Source organism: Flavobacterium sp., assembly GCF_028712645.1.
Taxonomy (GTDB): Bacteria; Bacteroidota; Bacteroidia; order Flavobacteriales; family Flavobacteriaceae; genus Flavobacterium.
In genome coordinates, this window is the sequence record NZ_JAQTPQ010000034.1 from 1 (window position 1) to 19,327 (window position 19,327).

The window sequence follows — 19,327 nt, forward strand, 5'->3', positions numbered from 1 at the left end:
AATATGCACCGCTAATAAATGGATTCTTGTTAGTGATGATAATGATTTTAAAAAAATTAATCATTCCGTACTAATACTAAAACCCTAATCCATTTTGTTCAAAGTTTAAGATTAAAAGTTCTGTACCTTAAACTCATAACCTATAACCCAAAAAATGTTAAAACAATTTCTAAATCTAAAATTATCCCAAAAATTATCTCCACAACAAATCCAGTTGATGAAGTTAATTCAATTGCCAACGCAAGCTTTTGAACAGCGCATATTGGAAGAAATGAACGAGAATCCAGCATTAGAAACTGGAGCTGAAGAAGAAGAAATTTATGATAATGACGAATTTGACAATGATGATGCCAATGACGAATTCGACGATTATGATGACAATGAAAGCGAAGATACAAGCGACATCAATATTGATGAATATTTGAGCAGCGACGAAACCCCAGATTACAAAACTCAAGCCAATAATTACAGCGATGACGATGAAGAACGTGAATCGCCACTAGTTGCGCCAATAAGTTTTCACCAAGATTTAATCAATCAGTTAAATACTTTTATATTGAATGATGACGAACGGGAAATTGCAGAATTCCTTGTAGGAAGTATTGACGATATGGGTTATATTCGAAGAAGTATTCCCGATATGGTTGACGATATGGCATTTACCCAAGGCGTTTACACTGACGAAAAAACTGTAGAGAGAATGTTGCACATCATTCACGAACTGGAACCTTCGGGAGTTGGAGCACGTGATTTACAGGAATGTTTGTTGTTGCAATTAAAACACAAAACACCTACGGAATATGTAGCTTTGGCCATCGATATTATCGAAAATCAGTTTGACGCTTTTACCAAAAAACACTATGATAAACTATTGCAAAAATATGCTGTTTCAAATGAACAACTCAAAACTGCCATTCACGAAATAGAAAAACTAAACCCAAAACCGGGTGGTTCCTTTACTGGAAACAATAAAATTACAGAGCACGTCGTTCCTGATTTTTCGATACGCATTGTTGATGAAGAACTGGTTTTGACATTAAACGGAAGAAACGCTCCTTCCCTGCACGTTTCCAAAGATTATCAGGAAATGATGCAAACCTATAAAAGTTCTCGTGACAAATCGACTGCACAAAAAGATGCCGTTCAGTTTATCAAACAAAAACTAGATTCAGCTAAATGGTTTATTGACGCCATCAAACAACGCCAGGAAACACTTTATGTGACGATGAATGCAATTATGCATTACCAACAAGAATACTTTCTGGAAGGTGATGAAACCAAGCTCAAACCGATGATTTTGAAAGACATTGCCGATTTAGTTGGACTTGACATTTCGACAATTTCCCGAGTGGCGAACAGCAAATATGTAGAAACACCTTATGGTACAAAACTAATCAAGGAATTCTTCTCAGAATCGATGACAAACGACCAAGGAGAAGAAGTTTCAACACTCGAAATCAAGAAAATTCTACAAAATGTAATTGAAGACGAGGATAAACAAAAACCACTTCCTGACGATCAACTAGCTGAAATCCTTTTAGAAAAAGGCTATCCAATTGCTAGACGAACTGTTGCAAAATATCGAGAACAATTAGATATTCCGGTAGCGAGAATGAGGAAGAAAATGTAGGGATTGCAGATTTTAAATTGTTGATTAGCGATTTTTGATTTACACTTTTAACTTTATAGAATGAATTCAAAAAAAATCCTTCCCTTTTTTTCCTATTTATTTCATCCGATATTTATTTCGGTTTACACGACCTTGATTTACTTTTATTTGAATGGATCCTATTATGAGAATCCTGAAAAATACTTTGTGCTATTTCAAATAGTAATCATCACAGTATTGCTTCCCATTCTGTTTTTTGTACTTATGCGCGCAGCAGGAAAAGTGGATTCGATTATGGTTTCAGAAATAGAGCAACGCAAAATTCCGCTAATTATTCAGTGTTTTTTGATTGTTTTATTGGTTCGGAAAAGTGTAACATTAGAACTTTATCCTGAATTGCATTTTTTCTTTTTGGGTGGACTATTGAGCACTTTTTTGGCCTATATTTTACTTTTTTTTAAAACAAAAGCCAGTCTTCATATGATAACTATAAGTGCTTTAACGCTTTTTATTATTGGGTTAAGCATTCACAATCAAACCAAAAACCTCAACTTAATTGCCTTTTTAGTTCTTATGAATGGCATTATAGCTTCCTCTCGTTTAGAGATGAAAGCACATACAAACAAAGAATTGGTGATTGGTTTTCTTTTAGGAATTATTCCGCAACTGCTTTTTTTATAAATCGAAACATCATTGCTATTTTGAAGTATATGACTGCCCGCTAAGCGAACTAATAACTCAACAAAACACACGGATGACACAGATTAGACGAATTTTCGCTGATATTATATAAAAATCCGTTTTTATCGGTTTAAATCTGTGTCATACGTGTGCCATTTTCAAAATTGGCACAAGTAACGGATAGTCATATTGAAGTAAATCAATCAAAATAGATTTTTCGGTTTGAACGCTTATAATGAATACTATTTACAACAAATATGATGAAAATTAGAACCAAAAATCTAAACTACCTGGTAATCCGAATAAGCCAGTTCAATTTCATTCAAAACAGCAAATAATTCTTCGGGAGTATTAAGTGTAACCAGCTTTTGTCGAAATTCTTTAAAAGAGTGAATCCCTTTGAAATAATTAGAATAATGAGGGCGCGTTTCTACAATTCCCAAACGATCTCCTTTCCATTCCATTGCCCAAGTTAAATGGTTTCTAACAGCTTCCACTCTATCAGCAACGGTGGGTTTTGCTATATGCTCGCCAGTTTTAAAGTAATGTTTGATTTCATTAAAAATCCACGGATAACCAATGGCGGCACGACCAATCATAATGCCGTCTATGCCATATTCGTTTTTATAATGCAATGCTTTTTCTGGGGAATCAATGTCTCCGTTTCCAAAAATAGGCATCGTGATTCTTGGATTGTTTTTTACTCGCGCAATATGAGACCAATCGGAATGGCCTTTGTACATTTGAGCGCGAGTTCTGGCGTGAATACTCAGAGCGGCAACACCAATATCTTGCAAACGCTCGGCAACCTCATCAATATTGATGGAATTGTCGTCCCAACCCAAACGAGTTTTTACCGTAACCGGCAAATGCGTGCTGTCGATAACGGCTTGCGTCAAGCGAATCATTAAATCGACATCTTTCAAGACACCTGCACCTGCGCCTTTGCAAACGACTTTCTTTACGGGACAACCAAAATTAATGTCAATCAAATCAGGATTTACGGCAGAAACTATTTTGGATGACATCGCCATCGCCTCTTCATCTCCTCCAAAAATCTGGATTCCAACAGGTCTTTCGTAATCGAAAATATCCAATTTCATTCGGCTTTTGATGGCGTCGCGAATCAATCCTTCGGAAGAAATAAATTCGGAATACATCAAGTCGGCTCCGTGTTGTTTGCACAATCTGCGAAATGGCGGATCGCTCACGTCTTCCATGGGTGCGAGAAGTAACGGAAAATCAGGAAGTTCTATGTTGCCAATCTTTATCAAGGGTAATTTTTTTGCAAATTTAGGCTATTTTATTTAAACATAAAAAAGCTAAAGCTTTAGAGAGATTATGGATAAATATTAAATTTGACATTTCTTCCAAAAAAAAGCCCTCAAATATTATGAAATTATTTGAGGGCAGTTTGTAATTCTTATTTTACTTCAAAATTTTATTATGCTTATTAAATTCATCTCCAAAAGCCAAAAAAGAAGAAATAGATAGTTTCTTATGATTCTCTAAAGTTTTATAGAACCCAATAAAATTATTATAATGACTTTTATATGATTCTTGTAAATCTTCTTCAGTTCTAATTATAAAATAACCATTTTTATTAGAACCTATTTTTATATTTTTCTTTAATGGTTTTACAATCCAATTCTTAATATTACTATCCGTCAAATCATTTTTTGAAATATCTAAATCTCTAAATTGTTTGATTATATCGTTGATTTTCAAAGGATTTAGACAATCGTGATTATTCTCATCTAATAAATTTAAAAACAATGTCCTTAATGCGTATATATCTTTTATGTATGATTGTATGTAATCCTTCCTATAGCCCTTACCTAAAACACCGATGGTTAGATATTTGGACAATTCACTTTCTTTTTTATTGCTTTTTAAAAGATGTTTATATTCATCTTTATTGTCAGTAAACGAATACAACAAATTACTATCCATTAATATTTCATTGGTAAAACTCCAAGGATTTATTTCTAGCTTTTCACCATAATTAAGATTATCAACATAATTACTAATAGTAAAATCAATTGTTTCTAAAAGTAATTCGTCATTTGCATCAAAAAAACCGCCTAATTTACTTATAATGTCTATATATAACTTTTGTTCAAATATTCTATTTTCTTCTTTCTCTAATTCATTAGTTTTTATTGGAAATCTTTCATAAATAGTATTTAGACATTCCCAATATAAAAGCTTGCTGAATTTTAGATTTCTATCTTTCAAAACATTAGATTCAGTGTTATCTAATGCAAAATCTAAAACAGAAACAATATGGTCATTAAGATTATTTTTATAATCAGATTTCCTATAACTATCAGTTAATACAATATCATCGAATGTGAAAATATTTTTCATCTTTATAATTTCTTAATAATTAATCTTTCGTTAGGTATTGTTTTGTCCCTCAATCCTGTACGGTAAAAAATATAATTTGTATTTATTTCGTGATTAGAATCCAAAGGATCATAACTTTCAATTTCAAAATCATATTTAGATTTATAGATTTCAATTTCATTTTTTAAAAAATTATCAAACGATTCTTTTTTACACCATTTATTATCAGATTTACCAATGATATGAATTTTTCCATTTTCAGACAGAATATCTCCAGCTCTATTAAAGAATTTTTTTGCTTCACCTAATCCATAAAAGCCATAATTATATGGATTACATAAAATAATGTTTTCAAATTTTCTTGCAAAATTATAGTCATAAAAATGACAAACAGTATCTAAATAATGACAATATTCGGTTTCATAATTAGCATATTCTTTAAAATGCAAAAGTAATTCAGGATAAGATAAATCTGTTAAGTAGCATTTAGGATGTTCTCTTTTTCCGAAATTATTTCTACCTGCACCAAACTCAATGTTATTTACTTCTAAATCATTTGGAAAATCTATATGATGTTCAATTTCATTTCCGAATTTATCTAATATTGGCATAAATTATAATATTTCAACAAAGCTAGCTAAAATTCATTAATTTTAAGCAAGAAATATTTTCTATTATCGTTATGAAAGTCAAAGAATTAAAAAAAGAAATTGTTCTTATAAATAATATTTTAATAGACTTTGAAATATTATTAAACCATTTAAAAACTAATATTATTTGGGATAACTCTATTGTTGCTCGTAAAACAGCGAGTTTTGGCATTCCATACAACTATTCAAATATTCATTATGATCAAAATGAAATTCCTAATTTTCTAGATGAATTAGTTAAAATTGTCAATTCTAAAAATGGATTTATTCCAAATAATTGCTTAATTAATTTTTATTTTGAAAATAAATCAAAGATGGGATTTCATTCAGATCAGATTGACATTTTAGATAAAAATACTGGAATCGTAATTTTTTCGTTTGGTTCGTCAAGAATTTTAAGATTTAAAAGTAAAAATGATTCAAAAATGATCTACGATATTTTATTAGAAAACAACAGTTATTTTTATATGTCTCAAAATACACAAACAGAATGGCTACATTCGATTTTGCCTGATAAAAACATTAAAGAAAGCGAAAGATTTAGTCTTACTTTCAGAAAGATTACAGAAAAATAAAACCATTAAACTTTCCTAAATCATTAGCTGTATAATAAAATTCTGTTTTTTCCAATTTCAATCATTAAGTACATTTTTAGTCATTCCTTAATGAGTTTGATTAATCTAAAATCTTCAATCAAAAAATACCTATATTTGCAGATTAATTGCTTGCGTGAGGGATTGCAGAGGAAATCCTTTTTCTTTTTTCTTTAAAAAGAAAAAGATTGTAACGAAAAGCCCGACCCTTGTGGTCACGCCCAAAAAATCGACATACATAAAGAATGAAACATATACGGAATTTTTGCATTATTGCACACATTGACCACGGTAAAAGCACACTTGCCGACAGACTTCTTGGTGCTACACAAACCGTTACCGCTCGTGAGGAAAAAGCCCAATTACTTGACAATATGGACTTGGAACGTGAACGTGGGATTACCATAAAAAGTCATGCGATTCAGATGGAATACAAATACAAAGGCGAGGATTATATCTTGAATTTGATTGATACTCCGGGACACGTGGATTTTTCGTATGAGGTTTCGCGTTCGATTGCGGCTTGCGAAGGTGCACTTTTGATTGTGGATGCTGCGCAAAGTATTCAGGCACAAACAATTTCGAATTTGTATTTGGCTCTTGAAAATGACTTGGAAATTATTCCAGTTTTGAACAAAGTGGATTTACCAAGTGCAAATCCTGAGGAAGTTAGCGACGATATTATTGATTTATTGGGTTGCAAGCTAGAAGATATTATTCATGCTTCGGGGAAAACGGGTTTTGGTGTCGAAAATATTTTGGCCGCCATTATCGAGAAAATTCCACCTCCAAAAGGAAATAAAGACGAACCATTACAAGCTTTGATTTTTGACTCGCATTACAATCCGTTTCGGGGAATTGAGGTTATTTTCCGTGTGAAAAATGGCGAAATTAGAAAAGGCCAGAAAATTAAATTTATGGCTACGGGCAATGAATATTTTGCCGATGAAGTAGGAACATTAAAATTAAACCAAGTTCCAAAAAGTGTAATTTCGACTGGCGATGTTGGGTATTTGATTTCTGGAATTAAAGAGGCGAAAGAGGTAAAAGTAGGAGACACGCTGACAGATGCCAAAACGCCAACAACGAATATGATTACTGGTTTCGAAGATGTGAAACCAATGGTTTTTGCTGGAATTTATCCTGTGGACACCGAAGATTTTGAAGAGCTAAGAGCTTCGATGGAAAAACTACAGCTGAATGATGCTTCTCTTGTATTTACTGCCGAAAGTTCAGCAGCTTTAGGTTTTGGTTTCCGTTGTGGTTTCTTAGGAATGCTTCACATGGAAATTATTCAGGAACGTTTGGAACGCGAGTTTAATATGACTGTAATTACTACTGTTCCTAACGTTTCGTATTTAGCATATACCAAAAAAAATCCAGAAACAGCTTTGGTGGTAAACAATCCATCGGATTTACCAGAACCTTCTAGTTTAGATCGTGTTGAAGAGCCTTACATCAAAGCAACTATCATTACCAAAGCCGATTTTGTGGGTAACGTAATGAGTTTGTGTATCGAAAAACGTGGTGTTATCACCAATCAAACCTATTTGACGACAGAAAGAGTGGAATTGAATTTTGATATGCCATTGGCCGAAATTGTATTCGATTTTTACGATCGATTGAAAACCGTTTCTAAAGGATATGCTTCGTTTGATTATTCGCCAATTGGAATGCGAACTTCCAAATTAGTAAAATTGGACGTTTTATTGAATGCCCAATCTGTAGATGCACTTTCAGCTTTGATTCACGAAAGTAACGCCTACAATATTGGTAAAAAAATGTGTGAAAAATTGCGTGAGCTGATTCCGAGACAACAATTTGACATTCCGATTCAAGCCGCAATTGGAGCTAAAATTATTGCCCGTGAAACGATAAAAGCCTTGAGAAAAGATGTTACTGCCAAATGTTATGGTGGTGATATTTCTCGTAAACGTAAATTATTGGAAAAACAGAAAAAAGGTAAAAAACGTATGCGATTAGTTGGAAATGTTGAAATTCCGCAAGAAGCGTTTATGGCTGTTTTGAAGTTGAATGATTAATTTTATTGACTTTTAGATAATAGACGAATATAGATAATAGAGAAAACCTGATGATGAAAATTGTCAGGTTTTTTTGTTTATTTTTGGGAAAGATATAGTTGGTTATGGAAAAAATTAGTGAAGAAGAATTACACAAGCTACTTAAAACAGGAGTTAGAATTAGAGAAAAAGAAATTAACTTATCTAATATAGATTTAGAGAATATTAATTTAGCACGATTTGAAAATTGCAACTTCACTTCTCCAAGAACTCATTTTACTAAAAACCCTACTTATGAAAATGAAACAATTACTCAAAAAATCAATATCTCATTTAAATCGTGTTCATTTAATGATTTATTAATTCTCAAAATTAATAATTTCGAGAACGTCAGTTTTTCTCATATCAAAATTGCTAAGAGCATTTTGATACATCATTCAAATTGCAACTCATTTAACTTCGAAGACAATGACAATATTAACTATCACATTGAAATACTTGGTTGCGACTTTCAAAAACATTTTACTTTCACAACTAATACATTTGAAAAAAAAGGAAAGTTTCAATTATATGAAAATACATTTAGAGAAAAAACTTTCATAACTAAAAATACATTTAATGATTTAAACATAGAAAGACAATATTTCAAAGAATTCTTAGGTTTTAAAAATAATTTCATTAAAGATTCGACTTCATTAATATTAAATTCAGAATTTGAAGAAGTAACTTTTAATAAATCAAATTTTTCAAATCTCACTTTCAATAAATGTGACTTCCTAAATACTACTTGGTTTGAAGAATGCGAACACTTAGATAATTCAAAATTAAGATTTGTTGCTTGTAAATTTGAAAAATACTCATTGTTTGACAACTCAAAATTTAATAAAATAGAGATTCTACATTCAAAATTCCAAGAAAAAGTCTCATTTGAAAACTTAGAAACCAACTCTTTCAAAATCCACCAAGTAACTTTTGCAGAAGCGGCTTATTTTGATGATTTGAACAAAAACAACAATAAAGCAATTGAGAATTGGGATAGAAAAACTTTAAGAGCTATAAAAAGAGAACTTATAAACACTCATAATCAAATCGATTATTTACGTTTTAAAGCTTATGAGTTAAATGCTTATGACAAAGAAAAAGGTAAAAACTGTAAAGACCAAATAGTATTATTTTTCAACAGGCATTCAAATTATTTTGGATTAGATTGGACAAGAGGTGTATGTTTTATTTTTATCACTAGTTTTTCTTTCTATCTTTTGTATCTAATTACTTTTATTATAGCGATAGAAAACACCTTGTTTTTACCTAAAACTTTTGAAGATTTTTCAGTAATCTATATCAAATTTTTAAATCCTTTTTCTTTTTTAAAAACTCCAATTCCTGAAGCTGACGAATACTTTTTCCCTTTATTACTTTTAAATCTTTCAAAAATATTCGTTTCATACGGAATTTATCAAACCATTCAAGCTTTTAGAAAGTTTGGAGTTAACGGAGGATAAAAATCTTAAAAAATAACACAAAAACATTCCCAATTATGTTTGATGAATCTCCCAAACGATTTGACCGCATTGTTGCTATTCTTATTCAATTGCAATCCAAAAAAATTGTGAAAGCACAGGAATTAGCGAATCGTTTTGATGTTAGTTTGCGCACTATTTATCGTGACATTCGCACGCTGGAAGCTTCGGGAGTTCCTATTTATAGTGAGGCTGGAGTTGGTTATGCTTTGATGGAAGGCTATCGATTGCCGCCCGTGATGTTTACACGAGAAGAAGCCAGTAGTTTTATTGCTGCCGAAAAATTAATGCAAAAATTTACTGATGCGACACTTGGAAATCATTATGCTTCGGCGATGTACAAACTAAAAGCGGTACTTCGAAGCGATGATAAAGATTGGGTTTCCAGCATTGAATCGAGTGTTTTAATGCAATCGGGAGAGAAGCTTTTTAATGATAAATCGCCCAATACTTTAGCGACTCTTTTTGAAAGTATCGCCGAAAAAACCCAAGTTATTCTGTCATATGAAGCGATTCAATCGGATGGAATTACAGTGCGACATATTGAGCCTGTTGGCGTTTTTCACGAAAATAACAATTGGTATGTATTTGGTTATTGCCATTTGCGAAAAGAGTATCGTCAATTTCGAGCTGATCGGGTTCACGGAATTCAAAAAACGGAAATTCCTTTTTCATTAGAACACGATGCCTTAGAAACTTATTTGGATAAAGATAAAAATGTTCCAACAACAAAAGTTCGGATTCTTGTAGATAAAAAAATTGCCAAATACTTGGCATTCGAACAAAAATACCACGGCTTTGTTTCTGAAAAAGAAATAGATAATAAAATCGAAATGACGTTTATGACTCGTGATATTGAAAATGGTTTTGCGCGTTGGTTTCTGATGTTTGGAGATTATGCGACTATACTAGAACCCGAAAGATTAAAAACAAGAATTCTGGAATTACTAGAAATAAACAGACAAAGACTTTTATAAAAAAAGCTCCTAAAACAAAATTCATTTTAGGAGCTTTACTAATTTATCTTTCCCAGAAAAAAGGAGGTTCAATGCCTAGTGCCCGTAAGTACACATAACCTTGACCGCGATGATGTACCTCATTGTCAATAAAATAGAGAATATTCTGGATAATCGGGAATTCATATTGTCCAAACAAATTAAAGGTTTCATTAAAATCTTCTATCGTCAGTTTCTCCCAATTGAGGTTAATTTCTTCCGTTGCTTCGTCCCATTTTTTAAGATATTGTGCCTTGAAAATTAATTTCTCCCCTCCTTCTTCATTATAAGGTTGAACATCTCGATTCACGATGCCTCTCATGGCAGGTGCGCCAATGGCCAAAAGTTCATCAACCATCTTAGAAAAAGGACGCATTCCGCCAATTGAAAATTCAAAGAAATCTTTTTCAGGAAACAATTCAATTACACGACGTGTCAAAGCGCGATGCCCTTGCCAATGTTTCAACAAATCTTCAGGAGTAATAACTTGTGCCGCTAGTTTTTTCATAATTTTAAAGTTTAAATTTTTACTTCTTCAAAAGTAGATACAGCTAGTGACAACAGTTTGTCAGTAGTATTTTATTTTTTTTGCAACCAATCAAATAATCGTTTGGCATCTTCCAAATTAAACAACTGCGTCCCTTCGTTCATCGTTGCTGCCGAGCCACAGGCAACTCCCCATTTCACGACTTCTTCTAAACTTTTGTTTTGAGATAATGCCCAAACCATTGCACCTACCATACTATCGCCTGCTCCAACGGTACTTTTCTTTTCAACATTGGGTGCTGAAACAAATTCGGTTTGAGTTGCCGTTACTAAAACTGCTCCTTGAGCACCTAGAGAAACAACTACAATTTCGGCGCTTCCTTTCGCTATTAATTTACGTGCTGCTGGCGCAACTTCTTCTATTTCTAATCGTTCAACTCCTATTAATTTAGCTAATTCGCCAATATTTGGTTTTACTAAATACACTCCTTTTTCGAGTACTTTTTGCAACGCTTCTCCCGAAGTGTCTGCAATTAATTTTATTCCTGAAGCTTTCGCTAAAATTGCAATATGTTGATAAAAATCTGTTGATAATCCTTCGTTCAAACTTCCGCTTGCTATTAAATATTTTGGTTTTAGTTCTTGAATAGTTTGAATGATATTCCCTTTTTCAATTTCTGAAATTGCAGCTCCAGGAAAACAAAAACGATATTGAGCATTAGTATTAGTATCTAAAGCAACAAGGTTTTCTCTTGTCCAATTTTGAGTTGTTATTGTTTTTATTGCAATTCCTTCTTGTTGTACCAATTCTTCCAACTTTTCTCCAGGTGAACCTCCTGAAGTAAACACACATAATGATTGTCCACCCAAACGTGAAATTGCTTTGGAAACATTGATTCCTCCGCCACCTGCATCATAACGTGGTAATCCACAACGAATTTTTTGCTCAGCAACTAATCCCGAAAACTGAGCACTTTTATCAAGAGATGGATTTACCGTAAGTGTAATTATATCGAATGTTTTCATTTTCTAAAAATTAAAATAGTGTATTGAAGCCCTAAATTTAATGATAAATAAATAAACCACTATTGACTGAAAGTCAATAGTTTTAATTTAGCAGGCTAAAAGTCTGCAAAGTTTTAAGAGTAAAAATAATTCAACCACAGATTCGCAGATTAAAAATCAAATCCATATAAATAATCTGCGAATCTGCGGTAAAAATTTTTAGAACCTGAAAGGGAAAATGCACTAAAGTGCATAGTTTTATATGACAGTCCGCAAAGTGTACCAATTATATTTTTTTCGCCACTGATTTCACAGATTCTCACAGATTTTACATATAATTACTAAAGAAATCTGTGTAAATCTTTTTAATCTGTGGCTAATATTATCGGTTTGGTATTAGTCACGGATAGTCATATAGTTTTAACTACAGCTGTGACCAATAAAGTGACTCCGTTGAATCTGATTTTTTTATTTCACAAAAACCCTTCTCTTATTCGTACCTTTGCCACTTCAAAATAAAAATATAATGATAGAAGATAAATCCCCACAACGAACAAGCATTGCTCAACTCGGAGAGTTTGGATTAATAGACCACTTGACCAAAAACTTTGAAATTAATCAAGTTTCCACCCTAAAAGGAATTGGTGATGACGCTGCAGTTTTAGATTTTGGAGCTAAAAAAGTAGTCGTTTCTACTGATTTGTTGATTGAAGGTGTTCATTTTGATTTGGGTTATATGCCTTTGAGACATTTGGGTTACAAAGCGGTCGTGGTCAACGTTTCGGATATTTGTGCGATGAATGCCAAAGCGACCCAAATCCTGGTTTCAATAGCGGTTTCTAATCGGTTTCCACTGGAAGCTCTAGAAGAATTATTCGACGGAATTACGCTTGCCGCTAATGAATACAAAGTAGATGTTATTGGCGGAGATACAACATCCTCACAAAAAGGATTGATTATCAGCATTACTGCTATTGGCGAAGCCGATGAAAATGAAATTGTATATAGAAATGGAGCTGGTCAAACTGATTTATTAGTTGTAACAGGCGATATTGGCTCAGCTTATATGGGATTGCAAGTTTTAGAACGTGAGAAACAAGTTTTTCAAGTGAACCCAAACTCACAACCCGATTTAGATGCTTATACTTATATTATTGAACGCCAATTAAAACCTGAAGCTCGAAAAGATGTGCGCACTTTATTGCACGCTTTAGAAATAAAACCAACTTCGATGATTGACATTTCGGATGGTTTGTCCTCAGAAATTATGCATATCTGCAAACAATCGAAAGTAGGTTGCAATTTATATGAAGATAAATTGCCATTAGATCCTCAGTTTATGAATGTTTGTGAAGAATTTGATTTAGATGCAACAACAGTTGCTATTAATGGCGGTGAAGATTATGAATTACTCTTCACTATTAAAATGGAAGATTTTGATAAGATAAAAGGAAATCCAAACTTTTCAATTATTGGTCACATGACTCAAGAAAGCGAAGGAATTCATTTGGTAACACGTGCCAACACTAGAATTCCATTAAAAGCTCGTGGCTGGGATGCTTTGAGTGAAGAATAAATAAAGACAAATAAAGAACGGCACTTTTTTAAAGTGCCGTTCTTTTTATATTGAGTTTAAAAACTAAAAAAGCAAACCTCTATTTTTAGCTTCTTTTACAAGTTCAATATCACTTTCATCTTTAATATTCAATAATTTTTTTAGATTCATTTTCCTTTTTTCTATAGCTTCTATAGATATTGGAACGTATTGAGCAATATCATTTGTTTTGGTTCCTTTAGAAATATGGAAAAGAATTTGTTTGTCAAAAAGATCTATTTCTATAGCTTCTAGTAAATCTTGATCCATCATTTTCTGAATCGACTGGCTATAATAAGTCTCATTATTTATCACTTTGTCAAAACCAAAAAGCAACTCATCGAAAGTTAAATCATTTTTTATTACTAGTCCTTTAGGGTTTATTGTATCAATTATGTTTTTAATTTTCAACAATTCGGTGTACATAGTAAGCAAAATAATTTTGCAATCTGGCATACATTCATTCAGCAATTTTGCCAAATCTTCGCCGGAGAACAATCCTTTTTCCTCATAAGTGGGCATACTAATATCTAAAAAAGCAATATCAAATGTAGGTGTTTCCGGGTCAGTTATTATTTCATAAGCTGATTTACAATCTTTAGCTTCTAAAAAAGTATATTCATATTCCGTTGGCTTGTATCTAGTAATACCATTCTTGTAGCCTTGAATAATAAATGGGTGGTCGTCAACTATTAATATGTGTTTTTTTTTCATTGATTTAGAATTGGGGGTCAATAATCATTTGTCTTTAATTTTTTTCTTTCATATAGGAACTGTAACTGTTATAGTACTTCCTTCGCCTTTTTTAGATTTCACATCAAATGTTCCGTTGCATTCATCTATTCTGGAAAGCATATTTTGCAAACCGATTCCTTTTTTAGCTCTGTTTACATCAAAACCAATTCCGTCATCACTAATTATCAAAAACAAATTTTGCTTTTCTTTTTTAAATTCTACTTTGATGGCATTAGCTTTAGCATACTTATTAATATTCTGTAGCGATTCCTGAACAATACGATATAAATTGATTTTGATGGCATTGCTTATTGATTCCCACTTTATGTTTGAATCAATTGTTGAAACTAATTTTGGATCGAACGTCTTTTTCTGTTCTTCAAACAAGTTGTCTATGATGGCTACGAAGTTATTAATTAATTCCGATTTCTCCCTATTCAAATCGTGTGAAATTTCACGAATATCCTGTTCGATACTTTTCAATTCATTTAGATAACTGTTTCTTTGAAAAGCACCAACTTCATCATTGATTTTATTCAAACTGTCCAAGTTCATCCGCACACCAAACATTCTTCCTAAAACGCCATCGTGCAATTCCTGGGCAACTCGTTTTTTCTCTTTTACCCTGATGGTTTCCACTTCACTTTGTTGAGAAATCATTAAATTATAGATTTCCTCATTGGCTCTTTGTTGTTCCTGTTTGTATAACAACTCCCTGTTTCTAGCTTTTTGTGATTTGATGATGTACATAAACAAACCAATTATTAAAATAGATCCAAAAATGTACACCAAATTCCTATTTTGGGTTGTTAAAGCGGAGTTTTCCTCTTTTATCTGATCTGTTTCATACTCAATGCGGGTAAATTTATCAGCAATATTTCTATCTGCCTTTTGCAAACTATCATTAATATGGATGTATTCTTTATTATAAATAGCCGATTTCGAAGGTTCTATAAGTGCCATTCGTTTCAAAGGCAATAGTAGATTACGGTTATTTTTTGAATTTCTAGCGGTTGCAAGTGCTTCATTAGAATATTTCAATGATTTTACAAAGTCGTTTTTGGATGCAAAATACTCTGAAAGATGGAGTTGACTAATAATAATCCCTGTTGTTAATTTTAAACTATCTCTCATCTTCAAAGATTCATAAAATAGTTCAGGAAGCTCTTTAGATTCATTTAATTTGAATCGAGAATAGCCCAAATTCTCTAATAACAATGCATAAACAAAGGGTTTGTATAAAAGTAAATCTTTTTTTTGTTCCAAGCCTTGTTGAAAATAGGGAATTGCCTTTTTGTATTGGTTCAAATTAAGATAGACCAAACCCATATTATTCATTGAAGTAGCTTTATACTGAAATTCAACTGGAGATGTTTCTAAATCTAAGGTTTCTAAAGCCTTGGTATGATATTCTATTGCTTTATCATATTCCCCCAATTCATTATAAACTAACCCCAAAAGATTATACAATTCATAAGCCACGGCGTTTGCCTTCTCTCCTTTTAAAACACGCAATGCTTTGAGAGCAGAAATTTCACTGCCTGAAAAATCACTTTCGTTGTATTGCAACTGAGCTTTATTGAGTCGTGCTTTAGCAAGGTTGTAATTATCATTCCGCTGCAGATATATTTTTTCGGCTTTGAAATAATACAAAAAAGCACTATCTGAAACACCTTGAGAACCATAATAATCCCCTAAATAGGAAAAAGCTTTAGCGATACTCACAGTATCCTTCCCGCTTTCGGCCTTTTCTAATACAATTTGTGCAATTTTGCGATAATTGTTCCAATCGTTCAAATTATAATAACGATTGGCTATCCGGAACAAGTTTACTCTTTGTAAGGAATCATTGGGTTGATTGATGGTAATATCAAATGCTTTCTGAATATATTCCTGTCTTTTTTTAGTAGTGGAACTAAAATCGTTGGCTTTAGATAGGTAGGTAGAAAGACTGTCCTCTTCTGTTGAAGTAGTTGTTTGGCTTTTTGAATTCTTCTTAGTACAGCCAAAGAAAGCAATCAGTAACAGTATGTAGAATATTCTTTTCAATAGTTGTTCTTTGAATGGCATCAAAAATACTAAAATAAAACTATTGGCAATAAAAAAGGCTATCAAAATTTGATAGCCTCACTATATTTATAAAATATAAGTCTAATTTAAATCAATGTAGATTAGTCCAGCCTTACAGTTCCTCCTGTTGCTCCTTGACCTGCAGCATCTAATCTTACTGTTCCTCCTGTTGCTCCTTGACCTGCAGCATCTAATCTTACTGTTCCTCCTGTTGCTCCTTGACCTGCAGCATCTAATCTTACTGTTCCTCCTGTTGCTCCTTGACCTGCAGCGGCAACAATAGTTGTCTCTGGTGTAGTGAATGAAGTTAATATCATTACCAATGATAATAAACTGAATGTTAAAATTGCTTTTTTCATAATTTAGGGTTTTATATCGTTATACGTTTTTTACGTTACTCATTATGTATTGCGGTTATCACAATAACACGGTGTAAAAGTATATAGCATCTCTCGAAATCCCTTACAAATAAAGGCGTTTGTGGTAGAATGTAGCCGTTTGATAGTGAATGACCCTCAAATCTGGGTGAATGGTTTTTGAGGAAATTAACAATTTGTAGCGTTATGTTATTGCCGCTTCTTTTTGTCATTCCTTTTTCCTTCTTGTCATTCCGACAAAGGAGGAATCTCATCAGTTGCTCACATTATGTGATTTCTCCCTATGGTCGAAATGACAAAAAAACTTAACTTTGTTTTTACAGAAATGACAAAAAACATAAAAACAAGTAATTATGAACAATACAATGATAGAATACAATGAGGGCTACCATACTTATTATGTGTATATCATTACAAACAAATACCGTTCTACTTATTATATAGGTATGACTAATAATTTAGGAGAGCGACTAAAAAAGCATCAGGAAAACATTGAAAAAGGTATAAAAACATTTGCAGCAAAATACAATATTGAATTTTTAGTGTATTATGAAAAACATACTTGGGTTCAACAAGCTATTGCACGAGAAAAAGAATTGAAAGCTTGGCGAAGAGATAAAAAGTTAGCATTAATTAAGTCATTCAATAGTAACTTTGAGTTTTTGAATGACCGATTTATGAAGGTTTAAAAAATAATTTATTGGTCATTGCAATTCCTTCTTACCATTCTGAGGAACAAGGAATCCCATCAGTTCTCGTTATGTGATTTCTCCTTTGTCGAAATGACAAGTAGAATGAATGTTGAATAGAAAAATAGCATTATTTTTTAAATCTCCAAATAGTTGCCATTGGCAAAATCTGAGATAATTGTATCTACATTTTCCTTATAGGATTTGGAAAATGGAATTTTTGTGGTGGTATTTTTAATATAACAAACGGCATTTCCGGTGTGAATTCTGGAAATATAATCCCGATTTAGAATATAACTATTATGAATTCGGATAAAAGGATGGGTTAAGATTCCCTCAAAATGTTTCAACGTTTTGAATGCTGTAACCATTTCTCCATTACTCAAATGAATGTCGGTAGAGTTATTATCGGCTTGGAAATAGCAAATGTCTTTGGCATCGATATAACGATAATCACCATAGGATTTGATACATAATACAAGAGGTTGTTCAACAATTGAAATTTGTTTATTTTGTTTTGGCACAAAAGAAGTTACCTCTTGTTCTTCTGAAGTTTCTTGTTTTTCTTCTCCCTCAGCAGTTTCTTCTTCTTCAACAAATTCTGGAGATTCTCCAATATCTTGAGGTTCTACTTTAGTCTGTCTTTGAAGTTTTTCGAAAGCAGGATTTTTAATTATTGAAACCTCATCTTCACCAATCGCTTTCTTCATTTTCAGAATCGATTTTATCAAATCAATTCGCTGCACTGGTTTCAATAAATAATCAGCCACTTCATATTGAATGGCCTCAAATGCTGAATCTCTCTTAGTAGTTGTAATAATGATTTTAGGAATAACGCTCAAATAGCGATACAACTCATTGATGAGCGCGAGTGATAAATTACTCTTTTTATCAGCTGGATCAATTTCAAGAAAAATTAATTTTGGATTGTGTTCTAATATAAGATTTAGACCCTCAGCATAGGTATTAGCTGCTGCCACAAAGACAAGCTCCGAAAAACCATCAGCAACAGCCTTGGTTTTCAAAACACTTTCTTGATCGTCGTCAATAATAATGTAGGGCAAATTCATCAATGTCGTGTCCTAATTTGTTAGGCATAACATTAGAAGATTGAAGTGTAACTTCAAAATTTAAGTATTTCGGGTAGTTTTGGGAACTAGTTACATAAAAGTGTTCGTTTTTTTACAAAAAACACCTTTTTAACAAGCTAAAAATAAACATTTAGACCATTTTACATATAAGTTGTTAATATTTTTTAAACAAATGTTGATACATTAAAATAAAGTGCAAATAAATCCGATAAAATACAAGACAAATCACAAATATTTCACTTTTTGAAAATATTTCTAAGATTCTTTTTGTCAATTCATAATAATATCGTAATATTGCGATATGGGAATAACAAAAACAGCTGGTTTCTCAACAGAAACCAATGAAATGGCCGATATTCTAAAAGCATTAGGACATCCTGCTCGCCTAGAAATTGTAAAAATTTTAATGGGTTTACCCACTTGTGTTTGTGGAGACATTGTAGAAATTTTGCCGTTAGCACAATCTACCGTTTCTAAGCATTTATCCGAATTAAAAAAAGTAGGGATTATTAAAGGAACCATTAAGGGAAACAACATTTGCTATTGTTTGGATGAAAAGATTATTCTAAAAATTCAAAATTTTATAAACTTAGTACAAACCTGTTGCATTAAATCATCTGAATGCTGCTAAAAATCCTCTCCCCAACCCTCTGGGAGTAAAAATTAAAATATATTATGAACTGGAACGTTTTTAAAACACAATTAGCTCAATATCCTGAGCATCATTTGCAATTTGAATTTGCATTAAAGAGCAGAGTTCACTCCTCTTTTCATATTACCGAAATTAAACAAGCCAACATCACATCTGTAGATTGTGGCGGAAAAATGAATGCTTGGACTGAAATCATAGTTCAACTTTGGG

Annotated in this window: 19 protein-coding genes; 10 read left to right on the plus strand and 9 right to left on the minus strand. The window is 32.4% G+C overall.

All coding sequences use genetic code 11. From position 1 onward, the window contains the following. Window positions 1–154 precede the first annotated feature (154 nt). Together rpoN and PHC28_RS04280 are read left to right on the plus strand one after the other, a co-directional pair. Complete coding sequence (gene rpoN, locus PHC28_RS04275; protein ID WP_300096746.1) at window positions 155–1,630, plus strand: RNA polymerase factor sigma-54; 1,476 nt, start codon at window positions 155–157, stop codon at window positions 1,628–1,630. 60 nt (window positions 1,631–1,690) lie between these two features. Further along, complete coding sequence (locus tag PHC28_RS04280) at window positions 1,691–2,290, plus strand: hypothetical protein (RefSeq protein ID WP_300096747.1); 600 nt, start codon at window positions 1,691–1,693, stop codon at window positions 2,288–2,290. 281 nt (window positions 2,291–2,571) lie between these two features. Here the strand turns inward: PHC28_RS04280 and dusB are convergent, their stop codons facing one another. From dusB to PHC28_RS04295, 3 genes are all read right to left on the minus strand, one after another. Continuing rightward, a complete protein-coding gene (dusB, locus tag PHC28_RS04285) occupies window positions 2,572–3,564 on the minus strand; it encodes a tRNA dihydrouridine synthase DusB (protein ID WP_300096748.1) in 993 nt (330 codons plus the stop codon). 154 nt (window positions 3,565–3,718) lie between these two features. Continuing rightward, window positions 3,719–4,660: a hypothetical protein gene (locus PHC28_RS04290; RefSeq protein ID WP_300096749.1), complete on the minus strand. Its 942-nt coding sequence runs from the start codon at window positions 4,658–4,660 to the stop codon at window positions 3,719–3,721. A 2-nt stretch (window positions 4,661–4,662) separates the two neighbouring features. Next, window positions 4,663–5,250, minus strand: coding sequence for a hypothetical protein (locus tag PHC28_RS04295; protein WP_300096750.1), 588 nt, complete (start codon window positions 5,248–5,250; stop codon window positions 4,663–4,665). 71 nt (window positions 5,251–5,321) lie between these two features. On the opposite strand from PHC28_RS04295, the gene PHC28_RS04300 reads away from it, so the two are divergent. From PHC28_RS04300 to PHC28_RS04315, 4 genes are all read left to right on the plus strand, one after another. After that, window positions 5,322–5,864 (plus strand): alpha-ketoglutarate-dependent dioxygenase AlkB, encoded by a 543-nt coding sequence (locus PHC28_RS04300; protein WP_300096751.1) that lies wholly within the window; start codon window positions 5,322–5,324, stop codon window positions 5,862–5,864. 263 nt (window positions 5,865–6,127) lie between these two features. Next, complete coding sequence (gene lepA / locus PHC28_RS04305) at window positions 6,128–7,924, plus strand: translation elongation factor 4 (protein ID WP_300096752.1); 1,797 nt, start codon at window positions 6,128–6,130, stop codon at window positions 7,922–7,924. A 104-nt stretch (window positions 7,925–8,028) separates the two neighbouring features. Further along, window positions 8,029–9,405: a hypothetical protein gene (locus tag PHC28_RS04310; protein ID WP_300096753.1), complete on the plus strand. Its 1,377-nt coding sequence runs from the start codon at window positions 8,029–8,031 to the stop codon at window positions 9,403–9,405. 35 nt (window positions 9,406–9,440) lie between these two features. After that, on the plus strand, window positions 9,441–10,400 hold the full coding sequence (locus PHC28_RS04315; RefSeq protein ID WP_300096754.1) for a YafY family protein: 960 nt from the start codon (window positions 9,441–9,443) through the stop codon (window positions 10,398–10,400). A gap of 43 nt (window positions 10,401–10,443) precedes the next feature. Here the strand turns inward: PHC28_RS04315 and PHC28_RS04320 are convergent, their stop codons facing one another. Together PHC28_RS04320 and PHC28_RS04325 are read right to left on the minus strand one after the other, a co-directional pair. Beyond that, the gene (locus PHC28_RS04320; protein ID WP_300096755.1) at window positions 10,444–10,926 is read right to left on the minus strand and encodes a DinB family protein; all 483 of its coding nucleotides are present in this window, start codon (window positions 10,924–10,926) and stop codon (window positions 10,444–10,446) included. Between the two features lie 71 nt (window positions 10,927–10,997). After that, window positions 10,998–11,930 (minus strand): 1-phosphofructokinase family hexose kinase, encoded by a 933-nt coding sequence (locus tag PHC28_RS04325; RefSeq protein WP_300096756.1) that lies wholly within the window; start codon window positions 11,928–11,930, stop codon window positions 10,998–11,000. Window positions 11,931–12,435: 505 nt separating this feature from the next. Here PHC28_RS04325 and thiL point away from each other — a divergent pair. Continuing rightward, window positions 12,436–13,485 carry a thiamine-phosphate kinase gene (thiL, locus tag PHC28_RS04330; protein WP_300096757.1) on the plus strand — a complete coding sequence of 350 codons (1,050 nt, stop codon included), beginning with the start codon at window positions 12,436–12,438 and terminating at the stop codon, window positions 13,483–13,485. Between the two features lie 63 nt (window positions 13,486–13,548). On the opposite strand, the gene PHC28_RS04335 is transcribed toward thiL, so the two are convergent. The 3 genes from PHC28_RS04335 to PHC28_RS04345 all read right to left on the minus strand — a co-directional run bounded on the left by PHC28_RS04335 (window position 13,549) and on the right by PHC28_RS04345 (window position 16,667). Beyond that, the gene (locus PHC28_RS04335) at window positions 13,549–14,217 is read right to left on the minus strand and encodes a response regulator transcription factor (RefSeq protein WP_300096758.1); all 669 of its coding nucleotides are present in this window, start codon (window positions 14,215–14,217) and stop codon (window positions 13,549–13,551) included. A 48-nt stretch (window positions 14,218–14,265) separates the two neighbouring features. Then, on the minus strand, window positions 14,266–16,287 hold the full coding sequence (locus PHC28_RS04340; protein ID WP_300096759.1) for a tetratricopeptide repeat-containing sensor histidine kinase: 2,022 nt from the start codon (window positions 16,285–16,287) through the stop codon (window positions 14,266–14,268). Between the two features lie 122 nt (window positions 16,288–16,409). Beyond that, complete coding sequence (locus PHC28_RS04345; RefSeq protein WP_300096760.1) at window positions 16,410–16,667, minus strand: 3-oxoacyl-ACP reductase; 258 nt, start codon at window positions 16,665–16,667, stop codon at window positions 16,410–16,412. A gap of 371 nt (window positions 16,668–17,038) precedes the next feature. Between PHC28_RS04345 and PHC28_RS04350 the strand changes: the two genes are divergently transcribed. Beyond that, complete coding sequence (locus PHC28_RS04350; protein WP_300096761.1) at window positions 17,039–17,374, plus strand: GIY-YIG nuclease family protein; 336 nt, start codon at window positions 17,039–17,041, stop codon at window positions 17,372–17,374. Between the two features lie 137 nt (window positions 17,375–17,511). Here PHC28_RS04350 and PHC28_RS04355 read toward each other — a convergent pair whose 3' ends face one another. Then, entirely contained in the window at window positions 17,512–18,444 is a 933-nt protein-coding gene (locus PHC28_RS04355) for a LytTR family DNA-binding domain-containing protein (RefSeq protein WP_300096764.1), read from the minus strand. A 322-nt stretch (window positions 18,445–18,766) separates the two neighbouring features. On the opposite strand from PHC28_RS04355, the gene PHC28_RS04360 reads away from it, so the two are divergent. Continuing rightward, complete coding sequence (locus PHC28_RS04360; RefSeq protein ID WP_300096762.1) at window positions 18,767–19,096, plus strand: helix-turn-helix transcriptional regulator; 330 nt, start codon at window positions 18,767–18,769, stop codon at window positions 19,094–19,096. A 44-nt stretch (window positions 19,097–19,140) separates the two neighbouring features. Further along, window positions 19,141–19,327 (plus strand): DUF6428 family protein (locus PHC28_RS04365; RefSeq protein WP_300096763.1); only part of this gene is annotated, 187 nt, incomplete at its 3' end.